Origin of the sequence: Microtetraspora sp. NBRC 16547, assembly GCF_030268965.1 — a bacterium.
Lineage (GTDB): Bacteria > Actinomycetota > Actinomycetes > Streptosporangiales > Streptosporangiaceae > Microtetraspora.
In genome coordinates this window covers 1-20,175 of the sequence record NZ_BSSE01000017.1, presented here as the reverse complement: position 1 = coordinate 20,175, position 20,175 = coordinate 1, and the positions used below count along the sequence as shown (strand labels likewise).

The 20,175-nt window shown below is 68.3% G+C and carries 17 protein-coding genes and 1 pseudogene; 9 read left to right on the top strand and 9 right to left on the bottom strand.

Annotated elements, in window-relative coordinates; all coding sequences use genetic code 11:
* Positions 1-142 precede the first annotated feature (142 nt).
* The 4 genes and pseudogenes from QSK17_RS22285 to QSK17_RS22270 all read right to left on the bottom strand — a co-directional run bounded on the left by QSK17_RS22285 (position 143) and on the right by QSK17_RS22270 (position 6,115).
* Positions 143-769: a GAP family protein gene (locus QSK17_RS22285; RefSeq protein WP_285706994.1), complete on the bottom strand. Its 627-nt coding sequence runs from the start codon at positions 767-769 to the stop codon at positions 143-145.
* A 335-nt stretch (positions 770-1,104) separates the two neighbouring features.
* Positions 1,105-2,778, bottom strand: coding sequence for an amidohydrolase (locus tag QSK17_RS22280; protein WP_285706992.1), 1,674 nt, complete (start codon positions 2,776-2,778; stop codon positions 1,105-1,107).
* Positions 2,775-4,685, bottom strand: a complete 1,911-nt coding sequence (locus QSK17_RS22275; RefSeq protein WP_285706991.1) for an NAD(P)-binding protein — start codon at positions 4,683-4,685, stop codon at positions 2,775-2,777. Before QSK17_RS22275 ends, QSK17_RS22280 begins: the two co-directional genes overlap by 4 nt.
* Positions 4,682-6,115 (bottom strand): annotated as a pseudogene (locus tag QSK17_RS22270) (APC family permease). The gene QSK17_RS22275 and the pseudogene QSK17_RS22270 overlap by 4 nt, the downstream one beginning before the upstream one ends.
* 87 nt (positions 6,116-6,202) lie before the next feature.
* Here QSK17_RS22270 and QSK17_RS22265 point away from each other — a divergent pair.
* Positions 6,203-6,886, top strand: coding sequence for a TetR/AcrR family transcriptional regulator C-terminal domain-containing protein (locus tag QSK17_RS22265; protein ID WP_285706990.1), 684 nt, complete (start codon positions 6,203-6,205; stop codon positions 6,884-6,886).
* 159 nt (positions 6,887-7,045) lie between these two features.
* Here QSK17_RS22265 and QSK17_RS22260 read toward each other — a convergent pair whose 3' ends face one another.
* Both QSK17_RS22260 and QSK17_RS22255 read right to left on the bottom strand, forming a co-directional pair.
* Entirely contained in the window at positions 7,046-7,600 is a 555-nt protein-coding gene (locus tag QSK17_RS22260; RefSeq protein ID WP_285706989.1) for an RICIN domain-containing protein, read from the bottom strand.
* A gap of 242 nt (positions 7,601-7,842) precedes the next feature.
* Entirely contained in the window at positions 7,843-9,369 is a 1,527-nt protein-coding gene (locus tag QSK17_RS22255) for a golvesin C-terminal-like domain-containing protein (RefSeq protein WP_285706988.1), read from the bottom strand.
* A 205-nt stretch (positions 9,370-9,574) separates the two neighbouring features.
* Between QSK17_RS22255 and QSK17_RS22250 the strand changes: the two genes are divergently transcribed.
* Positions 9,575-11,530, top strand: coding sequence for a family 10 glycosylhydrolase (locus tag QSK17_RS22250; protein WP_285706987.1), 1,956 nt, complete (start codon positions 9,575-9,577; stop codon positions 11,528-11,530).
* A gap of 37 nt (positions 11,531-11,567) precedes the next feature.
* On the opposite strand, the gene QSK17_RS22245 is transcribed toward QSK17_RS22250, so the two are convergent.
* A complete protein-coding gene (locus tag QSK17_RS22245; protein ID WP_285706986.1) occupies positions 11,568-12,878 on the bottom strand; it encodes an MFS transporter in 1,311 nt (436 codons plus the stop codon).
* Entirely contained in the window at positions 12,875-13,003 is a 129-nt protein-coding gene (locus tag QSK17_RS22240; RefSeq protein ID WP_285706985.1) for a hypothetical protein, read from the bottom strand. Before QSK17_RS22240 ends, QSK17_RS22245 begins: the two co-directional genes overlap by 4 nt.
* A gap of 209 nt (positions 13,004-13,212) precedes the next feature.
* On the opposite strand from QSK17_RS22240, the gene trxA reads away from it, so the two are divergent.
* The 7 genes from trxA to QSK17_RS22205 all read left to right on the top strand — a co-directional run bounded on the left by trxA (position 13,213) and on the right by QSK17_RS22205 (position 19,466).
* The gene (gene trxA, locus QSK17_RS22235) at positions 13,213-13,656 is read left to right on the top strand and encodes a thioredoxin (protein ID WP_285706984.1); all 444 of its coding nucleotides are present in this window, start codon (positions 13,213-13,215) and stop codon (positions 13,654-13,656) included.
* 186 nt (positions 13,657-13,842) lie between these two features.
* Entirely contained in the window at positions 13,843-15,702 is a 1,860-nt protein-coding gene (locus QSK17_RS22230; protein WP_285706983.1) for an NAD(P)-binding protein, read from the top strand.
* A gap of 49 nt (positions 15,703-15,751) precedes the next feature.
* Complete coding sequence (locus tag QSK17_RS22225) at positions 15,752-15,892, top strand: hypothetical protein (protein WP_285706981.1); 141 nt, start codon at positions 15,752-15,754, stop codon at positions 15,890-15,892.
* A 771-nt stretch (positions 15,893-16,663) separates the two neighbouring features.
* Positions 16,664-17,044 (top strand): group I truncated hemoglobin, encoded by a 381-nt coding sequence (locus QSK17_RS22220; protein WP_285706980.1) that lies wholly within the window; start codon positions 16,664-16,666, stop codon positions 17,042-17,044.
* A complete protein-coding gene (locus QSK17_RS22215; RefSeq protein WP_285706978.1) occupies positions 17,045-18,166 on the top strand; it encodes a globin domain-containing protein in 1,122 nt (373 codons plus the stop codon).
* A complete protein-coding gene (locus QSK17_RS22210; RefSeq protein ID WP_285706977.1) occupies positions 18,163-18,804 on the top strand; it encodes a DivIVA domain-containing protein in 642 nt (213 codons plus the stop codon). The genes QSK17_RS22215 and QSK17_RS22210 overlap by 4 nt, the downstream gene beginning before the upstream one ends.
* Positions 18,805-18,971: 167 nt before the next feature.
* Positions 18,972-19,466 carry an FBP domain-containing protein gene (locus QSK17_RS22205; protein ID WP_285706976.1) on the top strand — a complete coding sequence of 165 codons (495 nt, stop codon included), beginning with the start codon at positions 18,972-18,974 and terminating at the stop codon, positions 19,464-19,466.
* A gap of 252 nt (positions 19,467-19,718) precedes the next feature.
* Here the strand turns inward: QSK17_RS22205 and QSK17_RS22200 are convergent, their stop codons facing one another.
* Positions 19,719-19,841, bottom strand: coding sequence for a hypothetical protein (locus QSK17_RS22200; protein WP_285706975.1), 123 nt, complete (start codon positions 19,839-19,841; stop codon positions 19,719-19,721).
* Positions 19,842-20,175 lie beyond the last annotated feature (334 nt).

Sequence of the window (20,175 nt, the reverse complement as noted above, 5' to 3'; positions counted from 1 at the left end):
GCTCCGGGGGGTGTCGCTGAGGTCATATGTCCCCCTTGTGTGGTGTCCGCGTGCTGTTCCATCTGCCACGGGTCATACGGCCTACACCCCAGAGCCGGACAATTTTCGCGGACCGTCGTCCCGCAGGCTCGGGCGGTGCGGCTCACAGGATCAGCGCGATGAAGATCAGGCAGGTGGCGATGTTGATGAGCCAGCCGTGGGACGTCATCCACTCCCGGACCCGGGGCATGGCACGTTCGGCGCGCTCGCGAAAGAGCAGGAGACCCAGCAGCGGCAGAGCCGCGATCACGAGGGTGGCCCCGATGAACGGCAACGCCGCGATCAGCCTCGCGTCCGATTGCTTCAGATTCGCACCTACCGTCAGCAGGACGAAGATGTCCGAGGGCATCAGCAGGATCACCAGAAAGCCGGTCGTGAGAGCTTTCCATGGATCCGCTCCCATCAACTTTCCGAGCCATTTTGGCGGTTCGGTCGTTTTCCGCCGCACGTAGTTCTTCACCGCGATGGCGAGCAGAACAGCGACAAGACCGACCTGAATGGCGGTTCCCGCCGATCCGGTGCCGGAGGCGGTGTCCAGCGAGATGCTGTTGCCGAGCAACGCGAAGGCGCCACGAGCGACGGCGACCCCTGTCGTCGCGGCGGCGGCGACGCCGACGAGGAACGCCAACGAAACACGTACGGCATGTTCGGCGGTCACCAGGATGATGGCGCACATGATCTGCGGTCCCATCATCATGGTGGCGGCCAACGGGAGTATCTGGAGATTCACGGCTCTCCCTCCGCATCGACCGTCGCGATCTCTTCCATCGACCACGCCCGGCGCTGGATGTGATCGGCGAGAGTACGTGGGCCGGAGGCGAGACGACTCCGCCACCGCGGGTGATCTCCCCGCTCGCCCTCAGGACGAGATTCGCCATCTCGGCGAGTGCTGATTTGTGCTGTGGCCCTGACCTGCGACAGAACCATCATGCTTCCTGAGCGGGCACATCCAAAGCATACGGCTCCGGCACATGAGGCCCTGCGTGCACGCCCTTGGCCCGTTGATCGGAGTGGGCCAAGGGCGTTCAGCCTGACCAGGCGACAGCGGGTCGGCCTGACAGAGCATTACTGGCGACTGGTGTCGTGAACCACGACCCCTCTGGCGATGGTGGTGAGCACCGAGGCGGTGTAGATGTCCTCGGTGGGGAGGGAGAAGAGGTCGTGGTCCAGGATGGCGAGGTCGGCGTCCTTGCCCCGTTCGATGGTGCCGGTGACCTGGTCAAGGTGGTTCACGTAGGCCGATCCGGCGGTGGCCGCACGCAGCGCGCTGGCGAGAGTGAGGCGCTGCTCGGGCAGGAAAGGCCGATGGGCGTCGTGGGCCGGATCGGCCCCCGGGTTGTAGGTGGTGCGGTTGGCCGCCACGTGGAGGCCGAGGATCGGGTCGGGTGAGGAGACAGGCCAGTCGCTGCCCATGGCCAACCGGGTGCCGTACTGTTCCAGGGCCGCGAAGGGATACTGCCAGCGGCCGCGCTCTTCGCCGAGGAAGGGCAGGGTGAGGTCGGTCATCTGGTCGTCGTGGTAGGCCCAGAGCGGTTGCATGGTGGCGCCGACGTCGAGCGCGGCGAAGCGGGGCAGATCGTGGGGGTGGACGATCTGGATGTGCGCCAGGTGGTGACGCAGGTCGCAGCGGCCATGATGGACCAGCGCGGCCTCGACCGCGTCGAGAACCTCACGGACGGCGCGTTCGCCGATGGTGTGGAAGTGCACCTGCAGACCGGTGCCGTGGAGGCGGGTCACGGTCTCGGTGAGCTCGGCCGGGTCGAAGAAGGAGATGCCGCGGTTGTCGGTCGGATGACCGTGTCGGTCCAGGTAGGGGGTGAGGGTGGCGGCGGTGAAGTTCTCACACACCCCGTCCTGCATGATTTTCACGGCGTCCAGGGCCAGGCCGGGACCGGCCGTCGCGCGTATGTGGAGGAGATCGTCGATCTGCCCGACACCCTGGTCGCGGCGCCACCACAGGCAACCGCGCACGCGGGCGGTGAGCAGTCCGCGGGAGATCAGCGCCTGATAGGCGGGGATCGGATCGGGAGAGCCGGCGTATGCGCCGACGAGGGCGTCCTGCCAGGCGGTGATGCCGAACGCGTGCAGACGGCGTTGCGCGGCCAGGAGCGCCTGGACCTGCTCGTCGAGCCCGGGCGCCGGGATCAGCTTCTCGACCAGGTGCATGGCGCCTTCGTGGAGCACGCCGGTCGGGCGGCCGCTCGCGTCGCGCTCGATCCGGCCGTCCGCCGGATCGAGCGTGGCGGTGGTGATGCCGGCCAGTTCCAGTGCTCGGGAGTTGACCCAGGCGCCGTGGTGGTCACGGTTGAGCAGGAAGGCCGGCCGGTCGGGGAGGAGGGTGTCGAGATCGGCGGCAAGGGGGGTGCCGCCGGGGAAGGCGGCCATCATCCAGCCGCCCCCGGTGATCCAGGAAGCGGCTGGATGATCGGCGGCGTAGCGGGCGACAGCCGACAGGTACTGCTCGCGTTGGGTCAGGCCGGTCAGGTCACACCGCAGCATCTCCAGTCCGCCGATCAGCGGATGGATGTGCGCGTCCTGGAAGGACGGGATGACCATGCGGCCGTCGAGTGGGCGGACTTCGGTGCGAGGGCCGATCCACGAGCGGATCTCCTCATCCGAGCCGACCGCGGCGATCCGCCCGTCGGAGATCGCCACGGCTTCCGCCCTGGGCCGGCGTGTGTCCTGGGTATAGACGGCGGCCCCGGTCAATACGAGGTCGGCGTGCCCGCTGGATGTCACAGATACCCTCCCAGGTGCTGGATCGCCCGATAGGCGGATTCGATGGCGCCGTCCACGAAGCCGTGGTTGGCCTGGTCGGTCGTGGCCACGGTGATGCGGCCGGCGGGTGTGCCGATGATGTCGGCAGGTGTCGGGCCGGCCGGCCAGAACGCGGCGTCGAACGGCAGGCCGTAGTAGCGCGCGAAGCCGTGCGCCCACCGGTTCGTGGTCAGGCCGGCGATGTCGGCGGCGGGGTCGAAGCCGTACGGGCTCAGACTGCGCGCGAGCATGTCGCGGATGGAGCGTTCGAGGTCGGCGAACGGGGTGCGGGCGAGTTGGCCTCGACCGGCCTTGGCCCCCGCCTGAGGGTTCAGTCCCGGTTTGGTGAGGGCCGTCTCGAAGTGGACGATGATCGGGTCGTCGGGTCCGGAGGAGAAGCGGTACCCGCCCATGCTCACGGGGAAGTCCAGGGAAGCGCTCTTCCAGAAACCGCCGGGGAAGGAGATGCCGGAGGCGCCGAGCCGCTGCCAGGCCCTCCAATTGGTGAGCGCGACGTTGGCGTAGATGAGCGGGTACTTGACCGCCTGGTGGCCGGCCGCCTTCTGCTCGGCGGACAGGTCGGGCGCGATGTGCGGGATCATCGCGTTCCAGCAGGCCAGCACGACGCCGCCGGCGCGCACCGAGTAGAGCCTGCCGCCCTGGACGTAGGAGACGTCGAGCGTCTTGCCGTCGGGGCGGTGCTTGGCGAGGACGACGGTGCTGTTCAGCCGGATCCTGGTGCGGGAGCCGGGGTTGTCGAGCTTCCTGTAGTCGCACGGGGAGGTGACCAGGTCCTCCATCGTGGAGCCCGGCAGCGCCCGCGGGTTCAGCTTGCGCACCAGCGCGCGGGCGACGGAGGCGTTGCCGTCCGGGAAGTGGAAGATGTAGGGATCCTTGTGACCCCAGAACCGTTGACCCGTCTTGCTCAGCCCGGGCCACGGCCCGCCCGAGAAGTCCAGCCCGAGCCCGGACGTGCCGGAGTAGCCCAGGGCGGCGGCGTCCAGCGCCGGGAACTGGTCGACGTTGACCCCGGCCCCGCCGAGGGTCGAGCCCTCCAGGTAGCGGTAGGCGTCGCCGGTCAGCCCGACCACCTGGCTCAGGTAGGTGCCGTAGCTGATCTGCCGCAGCCGCTCCAGCTTCTGCTCGGGCGTCAGGCCCGGCAGGTAGTCCTTCCCCCCGCTGAGCACCTCGATGAGCAGGCGTTTGGCCTCGTCGTCCATGGGCGCGTCGGCCAGGAGCTGGGCGGCCGAGCTTCCCTTGGCGAGGTGGTCGCGCCCCCACTGCTCCTTGGCGAAGAACACCGCCCGGCCGCCGGCGCCGTTGCGGCGGTAGAAGCTCCCGTCGTAGTAGGTGGTGAACTTCTGCACGTCGATGCCCACGTCGGTGAGCAGTTGGGCGGCTTCGGCCGGATAGGCGCTGGGCGTGTCGATCGACTGCGACCCGCCGTAGCCGATCAGCGTCCTGCCGCCGACCTGGAACTCGTTGCGCTTGGCGTGCCCGCCGAAGTCATCGTGCGGATCGAGGATCAGGATCCTCGCCCGCGGGTCGACGTCGCGCAGGTAGAAATGCGCGGCCGAGAGTCCGCTGATCCCGGCGCCCACCACCACCAGGTCGTAGCTCTCACCCGTGGAGTCGGGGCTGCCCGCGTTGTCCCAGAAGGTGCCGTCGCGGAGGGCGTGCGCGACCTCGAAGGCACCGTCGTGGCTGCCCCGCATGCCGGTGAGGGCCGGCGGGTAGTACGTCCCGCGGCTGTCGGCCGACGCCGTACCCCCGAGAAGTGATCCCGCGGCGAGCGCGCCGACGGAGACCGCGACCCCGTCCAGGAAGTCGCGGCGGGTGATCCGGCGGCGCATTCCAAGTTCTTCGTCGGACCAGTCAGAGCGGGTCATGCTGTCGTCTCCTCGACGTCGGTGGTTGCGAGTAGTGCGTAGGCGTTCGGGTCGGCGGCACGCAGCCGCATAGCCAGCAGCACGCCCACCAGGAAGATGAGGGGAAGGGGGAGGAGAAGGATCAGATTGGTGGTCGCACCGGCCCCGGTGAGCAGGTCGACGTGGGTCACCGCCAGCCAGGAGGCGGCGGTCAGGGCGAGCCCGCCAAGGAGGGGGGCGATCAGCCGGACCCAGGTGCTGCCGGGCAGGTCGGCGCGCTTCCGGTAGAAGCCCGCGACGGCGAAGGAGCACAGCGCCTGGAGCGCCATGATCCCGATGACGCCCGGCGTGTTGAGCCAGACCAGCAGGTTGGTGAAGGGGTCGAGGCCGGCCACCGCGAAAGCGATGACGACGACCACGGCCAGGGCCGTGCCGACCACCCCTCCCACCCAGGGCGAATGCGTACGCGGGTGGACGAGGGCGAACGCCGAGGGCAGCACGCGCTCGCGACCCAGCGCGTAGAAGTAGCGGTTGGCCGCGTTGTGGAAGGCCAGGACCGCGGCGAACGAGCTGGTGACGATCAGGATGTTCATCACGTCGACCGCCAGCGTGCCCACGTAATCGCCGGTGGCGGTGAAGACGAGCGCGGGGTTCTCCGCGGCCGTGGCGCCGATCATGCTCGGGCCGTAGGCGGTGACCACGATCCAGGCGATGAACGTGTAGAAGAGGGCGAGGAAACCGACGGCGATTTAGGTGGCGCGGCGCACGGCGCGTCCGGCGTTCCTAACCTCCTCGCCGTAGATCGCGGTCGCCTCGAAGCCGATGAAGGCGCCGAAGGTGACCGCCAGCGCCCCGGCGAGGCCGCCGGTGAAGACGTTGCTCGGGGCGAAGGACGCCATGCTGAACCCCTCGGGTCCGCCCTTGACCAGCACGGCGATGGCGAGCACGACCAGGACGAGCACCTCGGCCAGCAGCGCGTAGCCGAGGACCTTGGCGCTGACCGTGACCCGGCGGAAGCCCAGGAACCAGACCAGCGCGACCCCCGCCAGCGCCCAGGCCCACCAGGGCAGGTCGAGCCCGGTCAGGTCGGCGACGGTGGTGGCGGCGAAGAACCCGAACGCGCCGTACAGGCCGATGCCGATGCCGTTGTAGGAGATCAGCGCGACCAGCGCCGCGCCGACGCCGGCGGGCTTGCCGAGGCCCTCGGCGATGTACGCGTAGAAGGCTCCGGCGTTCTTGATGTGCCGGCTCATCGAGGTGAAGCCGACGGAGAAGAGCAACAGGGCCAGTCCGGCGATGAGATATCCGGAGACCGCGCCGGGCCCGGCGACGGCCAGGCCGATGGGGGCGATACCGGCCATGACGGTGAGCGGCGCCGCGGCGGCGACCACGAAGAACACCAGGTCCCAGGTGCCGATGGCATCGCGTTCCAGGGCGGGGGGTGGGGACATTGGATCTCCCTAAAACTTTAGGGTGTAGTTTTGGGGAAGAGTAGCTCCCTCTCATCTCGCTGGGAAGACCCTTAATCTGGCTATGTCATGAGCAGGCACACCAGACCGGCGGGCCGCCCCCGCCGCGCGATTCTGAGCGCCGAAGCCATCTATCGGGCCGCCCTCGACCTCATCGACGGGGAGGGAATCGAGGCATTCAGCCTGGTCAGGCTGGCCAAAGCGCTCGGCGTGCGGATGCCTTCGCTGTACAACCACGTCGACAGCCGAGAGCAGGTGGTCCACGGTGTGCGCATCCTGCTCGCGGCGGAGATGGACTGGTCGCCCCTGGGCCGCCTGACGTGGGACCAGGTGTTGGCGGAGTGGGCGCGTTCCTACCGGGCCGTGTTCGCCGAACACCCCAACACGGTCAAGCTGCTGGCCACCACACCCGTGCGTACCTCTGAGGTGCTGGACCAATACGAGCTGGTGGTGGCCTCGTTGGAGGACGCGGGCTGGCGCTCCGACCAGGTCATCTGGATCCTCACCACGCTGGAGGCCTTCATCCTCGGCTCGGCGCTCGACCTCGCGGCTCCCGAGGAGATGATCGACCTGTCCGCCGACGCCACCCGCCACCCGCGCCTCGCCGCCGCCGTCCAGGCCACCCCCACCTCCGGCCGGGCCGACTCGGCCTTCGAGCTCGGGCTGGTCGCGCTGCTGGCGGGGCTACGGGCCCAGCTGGGCGGCCGGACGCATGACCATGAAGGGGAGGCCGGCCGAGCGGTTCCGGGGTGAACGTGGCCGTAGAAGGGGGCGTCGGCCTTGACTGTGCCGCCCGATCGCCGCCCGATCCGTAGGGGGCGCGGCTGCCGCCTCACTCGGCGGTGCCGAGTGAGGCGGTCGGCCCGATGGCCCGGATCGGCCCGCGAAGGTCGATCCGGGCCCGGGCCTGTGTCAGCCCACGTTCTTGATCTGGCCGTTCTGGATGACCCACTTCAGGTTCGCTGAGGGGTTGGTGCAGTCGCGCCACAGGTAGGCGGGGACCTTGATCTGGGAGTTGTCCCCGCCGCTGTCCAGGCAGTAGCCGGTGGCGGCGTTCTTGATCTGGCCGTTCTGGATGACCCACTTCAGGTTCGCTGAGGGGTTGGTGCAGTCGCGCCACAGGTAGGCGGGCACCTTCATCTGGGAGTTGTCCCCGCCGCTGTCCAGGCAGTAGCCGGTGGCGGCGTTCTTGATCTGGCCGTTCTGGATGACCCACTTCAGGTTCGCTGAGGGGTTGGTGCAGTCGCCCCACTGGTAGGCGCGGACCTTGATCTGGGAGTTGTCCCCGCCACTGTCCAGGCAGTAGCCGGTGCCCGCCCTTCCCGCCTTGGTGGCCGGGTGCCCGGTCGAGCCCGCGGCCAGGGAGGTGCCGACGCCGGGGGCCAGGGCGAGGACCGTGAGCACTGCCAGGGTGGCGGCTCGGGGGCGTCGGACGGTCGTGGTCGCAGTGGTCGCGGCTGGTCGCATGAAGACTCCGATCTTCTGGACTGATGAGACGGGTGTTGCGTGAGGCAGCCTCGACTCTTTACTTACAGCACATTGACCACTACTTAAAGTAACGACACGTTCTTGCGGCGGAAACGCGGCACGGCCCGCGCCGGGCGACCGGCGCGGGCCGTGCTGTTGAAACAGGTTGAAACAGGTTGAAACAGGTTGAACAGGTTGAACAGGTTGAACAGGTTGAACAGGTTGAACAGTTCGTACGGGTGTCAGACCCGCGTAATACGGACGGCGTCGGCGATGACGTAGCCCGTGCCCGAGGTCCAGCGGCTGACGCCGACGGCGTTGTACGTGCCGGCGTTGAGGGAGAACGTCCCCAGGCTGCGCCACGTGCCGCCGCCGGAGCGTTGGTCGACGTAGACCGTCTGGTTACCGCCCGACGCCGCCACGATGTAGGGCGCCGAGGAGTTGTAGCCGGGGTCGGCCGGGTACCACACCTCGACCTTGTACGTGCCGGCGCTGGGGATGCTGGCCTGGTACCAGGCCGGGTCGCTGGCCGCCACGGGGTTGGCGAAGCGGTAGTCGGCGCCGTAGCGCTGGCTGGAGTAGGACGAGGTGCCCCAGTTCGCGCTCGCCGAGAACCCGGCGCTCGAGTTGTCGATCGTGGCCGACCACGGGGGAGTGCCGCCGCCGGTCACGTAGTTCATGTACGTGGTCCAGTTCCAGTACGGGCCGGGGTCGGTGTGCGTGGCGCCGGGGACCTCGATGTGGCCGATGATGTGCGAGCGGTCCTTCGGGATGCCGTACTTGTCGCAGATGGCGCGGGTCAGGGCCGCCGAGGCGCGGTACATGGCGTCGGTGAACCACGAGGCGTCGTTGATGTAGCCCTCGTGCTCGATGCCGATGGAGCGAGTGTTGTAGTTCCAGTTGCCCGCGTGCCAGGCGACGTCCTTCTCACGGACCATCTGCGTGATCTCGCCGTTCGACGACTTGACCACGTAGTGGGCCGAGACCTGGGCGCTGGGGTTCTGGAACCAGGAGATGGAGCCGGCGTACGAGCCCTGGGTCACGTGGATGATCACGCGGTCGATGGCGTAGGCCGACGGACGGCTGGAGGCCGTGTAGTTGCTGGAACTGGCCGCGACCCAGTTCGCGGGCGGATAGTCGGCGCTGAGTATGCCCGCCGCCGCGTTCGGGTCGACCGCCGCGTTCAGGTCGCGTGCCTTGGCGTACTCGCCGCGGTCGGCGGTGATCTCCTGCGGCTTGACGCTGACGCCGCGGGTGTCGATCCCGAGCCCGAGCTGCTCGTAGACGGCGTCGGCGTAGAGGCGGGCGACCTCCGGTGTGGACGCGTTGCCGTACTTGGCGACGGCCTGGTACCAGCGGCCGGCGTCTTTCCTGGCCGCCTCGTCGAGGCCGAGCTCATCGGCGTACGCGCGCAGCATGGCGGCGCCGCCCATGATGTTGGCCTCGGTGTCGGTGCGGAGCTTCCCGGCCGGCAGTCCGGTCAGCTCGGCGGCCTTCTCCAGGGCGTGGGTCGTGGGGTTGCTGACCAGGTGCATGACACCGTAGCCGCCGCTCGCGCTGGGCTTGCCTTCGTGGGCGTCCAGGTGGGTCTCGGCGTAGGCGACGGCGACCAGCAGGTCCTGCGGCACGTCCTGCGCGGCGGCCGCACGGGCGAACGCCGCCGGGAGCGGGAGCTCCTTGGCCGCCATCGCGGGCTGGCCGGCGAGGACGACGAGGGCGGCGATGGCGGAGGCGATGAGAGCAGTTAATCGGGCGAGGGGGAGGGGCATGGGGGGCTCCTGATCGCGGGGGTACGGCTGCACCGTATGGCACTTCTGACACGATGTCGATAATTGACAAACGATCTGTGTTAGATGAAAATTTTCGCCCTAAGTGATGCCGGAGATGCCGAGCATCCGGGCTCCGCAAGATTTGAGCCCCTCGATCGCGTGAAGACTATTGCGCTAAGAATGCAATGTCTTGAAACTTCCTTTCGTGACCGCGCTTCTGCGTACCCTCCTGGCAGTGTTCACCGTCGCGATCGTCAACCTCGTCATCCCCACCTCCGCCATGACCTCCGCCGTGGCGGCGGCCTGCGCCACCGACCCCGCGACTCCCAAGCGACAGCTCCGCGCCATGTGGATCTCCACGGTCGCCAACATCGACTGGCCCAGCAAGACCGGCCTGAGCGTCTCAGCGCAACAGGCCGAGCTGCGCGCCTCGCTCGACCTGGCCGTCAGCAAGCGCATGAACGCGGTGATGATCCAGGTCAGGCCGACCGCCGACGCCTTCTGGCCCTCGCCGTACGAGCCGTGGTCGCAGTGGCTGACCGGCACCCAGGGCGTCGACCCCGGCTACGACCCCCTGGCGTTCATGGTCGCCGAGGCCCACGCGCGCAACCTGGAGCTGCACGCCTGGTTCAACCCGTACCGGATCGCCAACCACGCCGACCCGACCAAGCTGGTGTCCACCCACCCGGCGCGGCAGCATCCCGACTGGCGCTTCGCCTACGGCGGCAAGCTCTACTACAACCCCGGCATTCCGGAGGTCCGCACCTTCATCGAAGACGCGATCATGGACGCGGTCAGCCGGTACGACATCGACGGCGTCCACCTTGATGACTACTTCTACCCGTATCCGGTGAGCGGCGAGACCATCCCCGACGCCGCCACCTACAGCCGGTACGGCGGGGGCTTCTCCGACATCGGCGACTGGCGCCGCGACAACGTCAACCGGCTCGTACGCGAGCTGGACCAGCGCATCCACGCGGCCAAGCCGTGGCTCGCCTTCGGCGTCAGCCCGTTCGGCATCTGGCGCAACTCCTCCACCGACCCGCTCGGCTCCCGCACGTCGGGCCTGCAGTCCTACGACGCCATCTACGCCGACAGCAGGCAATGGGTGAAGCAGGGCTGGGTGGACTACATCGCGCCGCAGATCTACTGGCACATCGGGTACGCCCCCGCCGCCTACGACGTGCTCACCGCGTGGTGGTCCGACGTCGTCAAGGGGACCGGCGTCCAGTTCGTCGTCGGCCAGGCCGCCTACCGGGTCGGCGTGAGCGGGCAGGACGCGGCCTGGCAGAATCCCGCCGAGCTCAGCAACCACCTCTACGAGAACAGGAAGCACCCCGAGGTCGCCGGCGACGTGTACTTCAGCGCCAAGGACGTCAAGGCGGACCGGATCGGCGGCTTCTCCGCCCTCGCCTCCGCGCACTACTCCAAGCCGGCGCTGCTGCCCGCCCGCGGCACCGGAAGCGCGCCCGCCGCCCCCACGATCACCTCGGCCACCCGGACGTCGAACGCCGTCGCCCTCTCCTGGCAGGCCACCGGCTCGCCGACCTCGTACGCGGTATACCGGGTCGACGGCACCCCCTCGACGGCGGATCCGTGCTTCTTCGCGGACGCGCGCAACCTGCTCGGGACGACCAGGCAGACGAGCTACACCGACACCGCGCCCGGGGGCACCGCCACCTACTACATCACCGCCCTCGACCGGTGGCAGCAGGAGAGCGCGCCCAGCACCGGCAAGACGGTGGCCTCCGGCGCGTTCAGCGTCGTGGTCGACAACTCCGATCCGTCCTTCACCGCCGGCTCCGCCTGGGGCACCTCGTCCTACTCCTCCCAGGCGTACGGCGCCGACTACCGCTTCGCCACCCCGGTGGCCGCCAGCGACCCGGCCTGGTTCACCGCGGCCATCCCCAGCGCGGGCAGCTACCGCGTGGAGGTCTGGTATCCGGCCAACTCCGGCTACAACAGCGCGACGCCGTACATCGTGGCGGCGAGCGGCGGCAACCAGACGGTGCCGGTGGACCAGCGCACGGGCGGCGGCCAGTGGCGCTCGCTCGGCACGTTCACCCTCGCCGCCGGGACGTACAAGGTGGTGGGCGTGAGCCGGTGGACCTCCACCACGGGCTACGTCATCGCCGACGCCGTCCGCATCACCAAGGTCTGACCATCCCGCCCCGGCTCGTCGGCGCTGTCCGTCGGGATCAGCGGGTGGGGTGTTCGGTGATCCAGCGGGCGGCGAGGAGGCCGGAGGCGGCGGTGAGGACGGCGGCGGCGATGACGGTGGCGTTCAGGCCGAGTGCGTCGGCGAGGATGCCGGCGACGAGGGCGCCCGCGGCGTAGCCGATGTCGCGCCAGAAGCGGTAGGTGCCCAGCGCGTTGGCACGCCAGGTGGGGTGGGCGTGGTCGGAGACGGAGGCGATGAGAGCGGGGTAGACCATGGCGGTGCCGATGCCGAGCGCGACGGCGGACAGGATGCCGGCGAGCAGGGGACGCTCCAGCAGGGCGAGGGCGAGGACGAAGCCGGCGGCCTGGACGAGCATCCCGGTGACGATGAGGGGTTTGCGGCCGGAGCGGTCGGCGAGGTGGCCGGTGGGGATCTGGCCGATGCCCCACAGCAGCGGATAGAGGCCCTTGATGAGGCCGACAGCGGCGAGGCCGAGGCCGTGGTCGGTGAACAGCAGGGGGAAGACGCCCCAGGTCAGGCCGTCGTTGAGGTTGTTGACCAGGCCGGCCTGGCTGGCGCCCCGCAGGGAGCGATCGCGCCAGGTGGTGCGTGCGAAGGCGGAGGCCAGTCCGGTGGACTCCTCGGAGGGCGTCGGTTTGGGGTGCTGGGCGAGTTCGAGGGCGACGTGGGCGGCGGTGTCGCGGACGACGAGGGACAGGGCGAGTCCGGCAGCGACGAAGATCACGCCGATCAGTTCGGGGACGGGACGCAGGCCGTGGGCGGTGGCGAGGTAGCCGGTGAGCAGGGCGATGCCGCCGACGGTGACGTATCCGGCGGCCTCGTTCAGGCCGGTGGCCAGGCCGCGACGAGCGGGGCCGACGAGGTCGATCTTCATGTTGACGGTCATCGACCAGGTCAGGCCCTGGTTGATGCCGAGGGCCACGTTGGCGGCGACGATCCAGCCCCAGGACGGCGCCCAGGCCAGGGCGAAGGGCACGGGGATGCCGATCAGCCAACCCGCCACGAGGAGTTGCTTGCGGCGGAAGCGGGCGGTGAGGGCGCCGGCGGCGAGGTTGGTCAGGGCCTTGGTGACGCCGAAGGCGATGATGAAGGAGAACACGGCCAGGTCGCTGGCCAGGCCGAACACGTGGGTGCCGATCAGCGGGACGGTGGTGCGTTCCAGGCCGACCAGGCCGCCGACGCAGGCGTTGACGATGACCAGCAGGGTGAACTGCAGCCAGTTCTCGCGCAGGCCCAGCCGGATGGGCGGTCGTCCGGACGCGGGTGACGCGGTCGACGCGGTTGACGTGGGCGACGCGGTCGACGGAGTGCTGGAGGCGGTGCTCACGGCCGGCCCTCCGTTCCGCCCGCGAGGTGCCGACCGTGGACGGCGGCGTAGTGGGCGGGCCCGCAGGCCACGAGGAAGTCGGCGTGCGGGTTCAGCGGTATCAGGTGGTCGTCGGCGAAGCCCATGGCAGTCCTCCAAAAATCCGAATCTGCGGGATGTGCTGGTCGCAGCGCCCGCATCGCGCACAATATTCCATGGATATTTGGAGGATGGAGGACGCCAAGTCACACACGAAGGTGCAGCTGCCGCAGCGGCGCCCGGTTTGTCGGGTTGAGGTGAGGGTAGGGCGGATCTGGACCACCAGCGTGTGAGTGAGAATCCGGAGGCATGACGAATGCCCCCCAAGGTCACGGAGTCGAGCGTCGTGCATTGCCCGCACTGCGGGCGTAAGAACCGGCTGCCCCGCGCCGCGTCAGGGATCCCACGCTGCGGCGAGTGCCGCGAGCCCCTGCCCTGGGTCACCGAAGCCGGGGACGACGACTTCACCGAGGTCGTCGAGGGGGCGCAGATCCCGGTCGTCGTCGACTTCTGGGCCAAGTGGTGCGGACCGTGCCGCATGGTGACCCCGGTGCTCCGGCAGGTGGCGGAGGAACTGGCAGGGCGAGTAAAGCTGGTGGAGGTGAACGTCGACGAGGCGCCCCGGCTCTCGGAGCGCTTCGGCGTCCACGCCATCCCGACCCTCGCCGTATTGAAACAGGGGCGGGTCGTCAGCCGGCAGAGAGGCGCGGCGCCGGCGTCGGAGCTGCGCGAATGGGTCCGGAACGCGCTGGCCGGCTGAGCTCGCCGAGACACCCGACCCGCAGGGAGCCTAAGCAGCCATCCCCTCCTGCGCTTCCGTCATCCGCCGTCATTGCGTCCGACAACGTGTAACAGCTTGCCGGTGTGTCGTTACATGCATCGTGCTTGTGCGTATAACCAGCGCGGTGCTTGACTCCTCGCCATCCCCCAAGATCAAGGAGATGCCATGTTCTCTGACCGCGAACTTGGTATGGATCGAGCTATCAACCGGCGGGACTTCCTCAACGGCGTCGTCCTCACCGCCGCCGCTGCCGGGCTCACGGTCGGCACCGCGGGTGGCCCCGCCCATGCGGCATCGACCGCGGCGGCGGACAAGCCGACGGCCGGGCCGTACCCCCCTGCGAAGAGTGGGCTCAGAGGCCAGACGGACGAGATGTTCAAGGTGCCGCACGCCTTGCGCAACGGCACATTCGACATGGGCCAGGCCAAGCCGACCGGAGAGCGCTACGACCTGGTGGTGGTCGGCGCAGGGCTCAGCGGGCTGGCAGCGGCCTGGTTCTACCACAAGAAGCACGCCAACGCCACGATCCTGCTGCTGGAGGTGGGCGAGGACTTCGGCGGGCATGCCGTACGCAACGAGTTCGAGGTGGACGGGCGCAGGCTGATCGGTTACGGCGGCTCGCAGTCGCTGGACCACCCCTCCACCTACTCGGAGCAAGCCAAGGGCCTGCTGAAGGACGTCGGCATCGAGGTGCAGCGGTTCGAAAGCTACTTCCACAAGGAGACCTACAAGGGCCTGGGGCGGGCGACCTTCTTCGACAAGGAGACCTTCGGCCGCGACTACCTGGCCATCGGCAAGGACGGGCTGGCCGAGGCGCCGCTGCACGCCGACGCGCTGAAGGACCTGGCCGGGCTCGACTCCCAGGACTGGCTGACGGGGTTGTCGGACGAGGAGAAGAAGCTCCGGCTGGCCGAGCTGACCTACGTCGACTACCTGCGCGACGTCGTCAAGGTCCACCCCGACGTGATCAAGTACGTGCAGACCATGCCGAGCGGCAACTGGGGCTACGGTGCCGACGCGGTCGGTGCGCTGGACGCGTGGGGGGACGGCTACCCCGGCTTCGGCGGGCTCCAGCTCGACAGCTCCAAGCCGCACCGGCTCAGCTCGCCCACCGCGTGGAAGTTCTGGGAGGCCGAGGACGAGTACATCTACCACTTCCCGGACGGCAACGCCGGAGTGGCCAGGGCGCTGGTCCGCGCGCTGATCCCCAGCTCCGCCTCCGGGCACACGATGGAGAAGCTGGTCACGGCCAAGGTCCGCTACGACCAGCTCGATGTGAAGGGCTCGAAGGTACGGCTGCGCCTGTCCAGCCCGGTCGTCAAGGTCACGGGCGATGGCGAGGTCTCCTACGTCCAGGACGGCAGCCTCCGCTCGGTCCACGGCGCCAAGGTGATCCTCGCGTGCCAGCACCAGATGATCCCCTACCTGGTGCCCGACCTCCCCGAGGATCAGCGACTCGCGCTGAAGGAAGCGGTACGGCTGCCGCTGCTCTACACCAATGTGGTGCTGCGCGACTGGAAGGCGTTCAAGAACCTCGGCATCCAGAGCGTCCGCTACCCCGGGTCGTACTGGGTGGGCGCCTCGCTCGACTTCCCGGTCAGCATGGGCGGCTACGAGCACCCACGCAACCCCGACGAGCCGATCACCCTGCACCTCACCCGGGCGTGCGCCCTGCCCAACCCGGACCCGCGCATCGGCGCGGTGAAGGGGCGCGTCGAGCTGATCCAGACTCCCTTCGAGCAGATCGAGCGCACCACCAGGGAACTGCTGCTGCGCAGCCTGGGCCAGGGTGGCTTCGATCCGGCCCGCGACATCACGGCGATCACGGTCAACCGGTGGGCTCACGGCTACGCCCTGGAGTACGGCAGGCCGTGGGCGACCTTCTACCCGGACGGCCCGCTGCCCAGCGCGACCGCCCGCCGGCCGTACGGTAACCTGGCGATCGCCAACACGGACGCGGGGCCCCGCGCCTACGTGGACTCGGCGATCGACGAGGCATACCAGGCGGTCAAGGACCTCGATTGATCCCGCCGTATCAGCACTCCGCCAGCACGTGGTGCGCACCGGTGACCGCGTGGAAGCCACCACCGACATCGTGGCGAGCATGACCATGGGCTACGTCATCCTCGCCCACGACGATGTCGAGCAGATCTACGCCGACCGCGAGGCCATCAGGAAACTCGACAAGGACCTGATCATCGACCCCGGCAACTGACCGCCCGGTGGTAGTAAGGCGTGGGCCGACGCCGGTACGACGACCCCTGACGTAGGGGGGTCCACCGGGCTGGTGCGGCGGTCCACGCCTTTCCACGTTGCTGATCCTCCGACTGAGGTGGCGATGCGGGCAAGATCGATTTTTTCCGACGCGATGTTCTTAAAAAACATTTCTTGAAAAATATTCGCGTCCTGTTCGTCATGGAAGTGGCCGCTCGGCGGGCTGATCAATGAATATCCACCGTTCCAAGCAGCAGCTCTGGAGAAACTCCCAGCTCACGTCCCATGTGACGAGTTTTGGCGCGGTACAAGGCGCTGGAGCGTTCCGTAACGTACGGACTTCTCGCGGCGGCCACCACGACTGACCTTGATATATGACTCTACGTACGGCCTGATCGGCAAAAATCGGAAGAATTGGTCGCATATTGCCATTACTGTGACAGTCCCGAGTGATTGCTGCTTAGATAGGGCGAGGTTGTTGAGGTGACCGCCCGCACCACAGTCTCGGACGCGGCTCGACACCTCGGCATTTCCTGCGCTCTGGCCTCGAAGGAGGGTGACGGAATGGCGGCACGCGCGCCCTCATTCGGCATCTTTCCTGGGGTGTCCAGGTTGCTCCGGGCCCCCTTTCGCGGGCGGGAGCGGCCGGATATCCCGAGCCGCCGGGCGTCGTCCGTCTCGGTTCGACCGCGCCATGACCGCACGGGTTGGCCAAGTGATCAAATGGCCGTCAACTCGCCCCATGCTGTCATAGCGCGGTTTAGGAGGTTCTGTGGAAACCCAGCTGTCGTATTACGACCAGGTCGGGGGCGCGTCGGTCGTCCGTGACGTGGTCGAGCGCTTCTACGTGGTCGTGCTCGACGACATCGACCTGAAGCCATACTTCGCCGATGTCGAGATGCCCAAGCTGAAGCGGCACATGGTCATGCTGTTGTGCTCCGTCCTCGGCGGCCCGGACCCGTACGAAGGCCGTGACCTGGGCGAGGCGCACCGGGGCATGGGCATCACCCCCGAGCACTACGCGAAGGTCGGCGAGATCCTCGTGACGATCCTGCGGGACGGCGGCGTCGGAGAGGAGATCCTCCAGCACGTCGTCGAGACCCTGAACGGCGTCATGCCGTCCATCGTGGGCGAGCCCGCGGACGCGAAATAGGTGGACGCGCAAGCTTTGAAGGACAGCTGGCACCAGGTCTCCCGCTCGGGCGACCAGGTGCCGCTGTACTTTTACTCGGCACTGTTCCTGATGTATCCGGAGACGCGGAACATGTTCCCGGTCTCCATGGCACATCAACGTGACAGGCTCGTCGGCGCACTCGGGCACATCGTCAGCAACGTCGACCGGGTCAACGAACTGGTTCCGTTCCTGCAGCAACTCGGCCGCGACCACCGCAAGTTCTCCGTCGTCGCCGACCACTATCCCGCCGTCGGCAGGGCGCTGCTCGCCACCCTGGAGCACTTCCTCGGCGATCGCTGGACGCCCGCCCTGGCACAGGCCTGGACGCAGGCGTACGACCTGGTCGCCCAGGTCATGGTCGAGGCCGCCGCGGAGGCGGCGAAGACGACTCCACCCTGGTGGGAGGCCGAGGTCATCAGCCATGAGCTCCGCACCCTGGAGACCGCCGTCATCCGGGCCCGCATGAAATATCAGTACCCATTCCAGCCCGGCCAGTCGGCTTCGGTGTCGGTCGTCAAGCGATCCGGGCGCTGGCGGTACTACTCCATGGCCAACGCGCCGCGGCAGGACAACACCATCGACCTGCATGTCCGCATGGTCGACGGTGGAGCCGTCAGCACGGCTCTCGTGCTGGGCACTCGGCGTGGTGACATCCTGCGGCTGGGCGCGCCCGTGGGCGACCGGCTGACGCTCCGCCCCGACATGCCCGGTGACCTGCTCCTCATCGCCGGCGGCACCGGTCTCGCGCCGCTCAAGGCGCTCGTGGAACAGGCGATCTTCGGGGGACCCGGGCGCAAGGTCGATCTCATTGTCGGCGCCCGCACATCCCGGGACCTGTACGACCTCGACACGCTGACGAAGATGGACGCCGAGCAACCGTGGCTGACGGTGACGCCCGCCGTCTCCCACGACCCTTTCTACCGGGGGAATCGCGGCTACGCGGTGGACGTCGCATTGCAGTCCTGGCGCGGCCAGGAGGTCTTCGTGTGCGGCTCAGAGGAGATGGTTCGCGCCACCGTCGCACGCCTGCTTGATGCCGGCGTGCCAGCCGATCAGATCCATTTCGACGAGTTCACAAGCGAAAGAGGTCTGGAGTCATGACGGTGGAGACCCGATGGGAGAATCGCCTGCTGGGCGATCACCAGCCCCTCACCCCGGACCGGGTGCGCAACCAGGAGTTCTCGCGCAGCAAGATCGGACAACGCGGTTACAGCGCGGACGAGGTGCGCACCTTCCTGTACCGCGTGGCCGAGGACATGGCGTCCGGCGACAGGGAGAAGGCCGACCTGCGCGCGGACGTCGACCGCATGAGGCAGTGGTACAAGGAGCACGGGATCAACATGAATCCCGCGGACATGGTCCAGCTGGGCGGCCTCAGCGTCGACGCGGTCAACATCCTGTCCCGTGCGCAGCAGACGGCCGACGCCCAGATAGCCGAGGCGGAGGATTACGCCCGCCAGATCATCGGTCAGGCCCGTCAGCAGTACGAGCAGATCCTGCAGGAGGCGAAGCAGCGGGCGGAGGAGGCGGCGGAGCGGGCGGCCGGCACGTACCGCGAGGGGGCCGCCCCCCAGACGGCGGACGCCGAGGAGCTGGAACGCCGGATCGCCTACCTGCGTACGTTCGCGGAAGTCACGCAGGTGCAGCTCCGCGCGGTCCTCGAGGGGCTGGCCCAGGAGGTGGGCAAGCTCGGCTCCATTCCCGAGCGGGGTTCTCTCGCCGACAGGGCCCAGCCCTGACACCCGCGGGTGGGGTCCGAATTCGAACAAGCGGGCTCGCGGGAACCGAGCCTCGGTGGTGGCGCCTGGACCCATCGACGAACACGAAGCCGGCGGCCAACCTAGAGGGTCTAGGATAATAAATAATCACTCGCCATGTTTCTCTAGGAACAGTAGCTTTCTGATCTGTGAGACCGGTTACCGAGCGCGACATCCGCGCGTCATTCGTCAACTGCACCAAGGGCGAGGCGAAGCGTCTGGCCGTACCCAGGGATCTGGCCGCGCGGCCATGGGATGACCTGGACTTCCTCGGTTGGCGGGACCCGGCTTCGCCGGAGCGGGCCTACCTGGTCGCCGAGTCCGGCGACGGGTTCATGGCGGTGGCGCTGCGGCGGGCTGCGCCGCATGCCGGGCATGTACGGCGGAGCATGTGCTCGTTGTGCCTGACCATGCACACGGGAGACGGCGTCTCGCTGTTGACCGCGCGCAGAGCGGGGCGGAACGGGCAGCAGGGCAACTCGGTGGGCGCCTACATCTGCACTGATCTGGCCTGCTCGCTCTACCTGCGCGGGAAGAAGGAGGTCGGGCCCGGCGGGCGGCTTCATGAGTCGCTCACGCTGGAGGAGCAGATCGAGAGGACCACGGCTAACCTGGCCGGATTCCTGGACAAGGTGGTCGGGTGACCGCGGCAGGTTATGACGGCCCTGCACCTCAAGCCGAGAAAGGCGTCTCAATGATTGCCGCTACGTGCCCCTCCTTACGGGCTCATGATGGACGCGTATCTCTCCACGATGCTGGCCCAGCTCGTGGCCTGGGCCGATCCGGAGCTGATCGCGGGGCTGGTTCTCGTGGATCCCGCGCACGAGGAGTTCCAGCCCTGGACCATACGCGCGGCTGAGGCGATACTCGCCCGCCTGTCTGTCTTGAGAGCGTCCTTAGGGCTGGCTGACGGTACTCGTCGCGAGCGGATCGCACAGGAGGCAGGCGAACAGAGCGAAGACCCACGCGTCCGGGATCTGCTCGTCGATGCGGAATCGGCCTGCGATGCGCACGAGCATCAGAGGCGCACCGCCGCCGCGGAGTACGGATTGCTCCGGGCTCACATCCCGGCTATCCGACGGCTGCGTGCCTCCTCACGGCTTCCCGACGTGCCGGTGACAGTCCTGAGCGCGACTCGGGGCTACCGAAGGGCCTGCGCACTCGATGGACCTCGTTGCAGGCACAGATCGCCGCCACGGCGGGGCGAGGCGAGGCGAACACATTGTTGTCCGTGGCCGTGTAAAAGTAGCCGCAGGTGGCCGGGTTGAGGTCACCGCTGGTGGCCAGTTTTAAGTCCCCACTCGTCTTTGTGCGCGTTCGCGTGTCGTGGGGAGGGATGTGCCCCTGAACGGT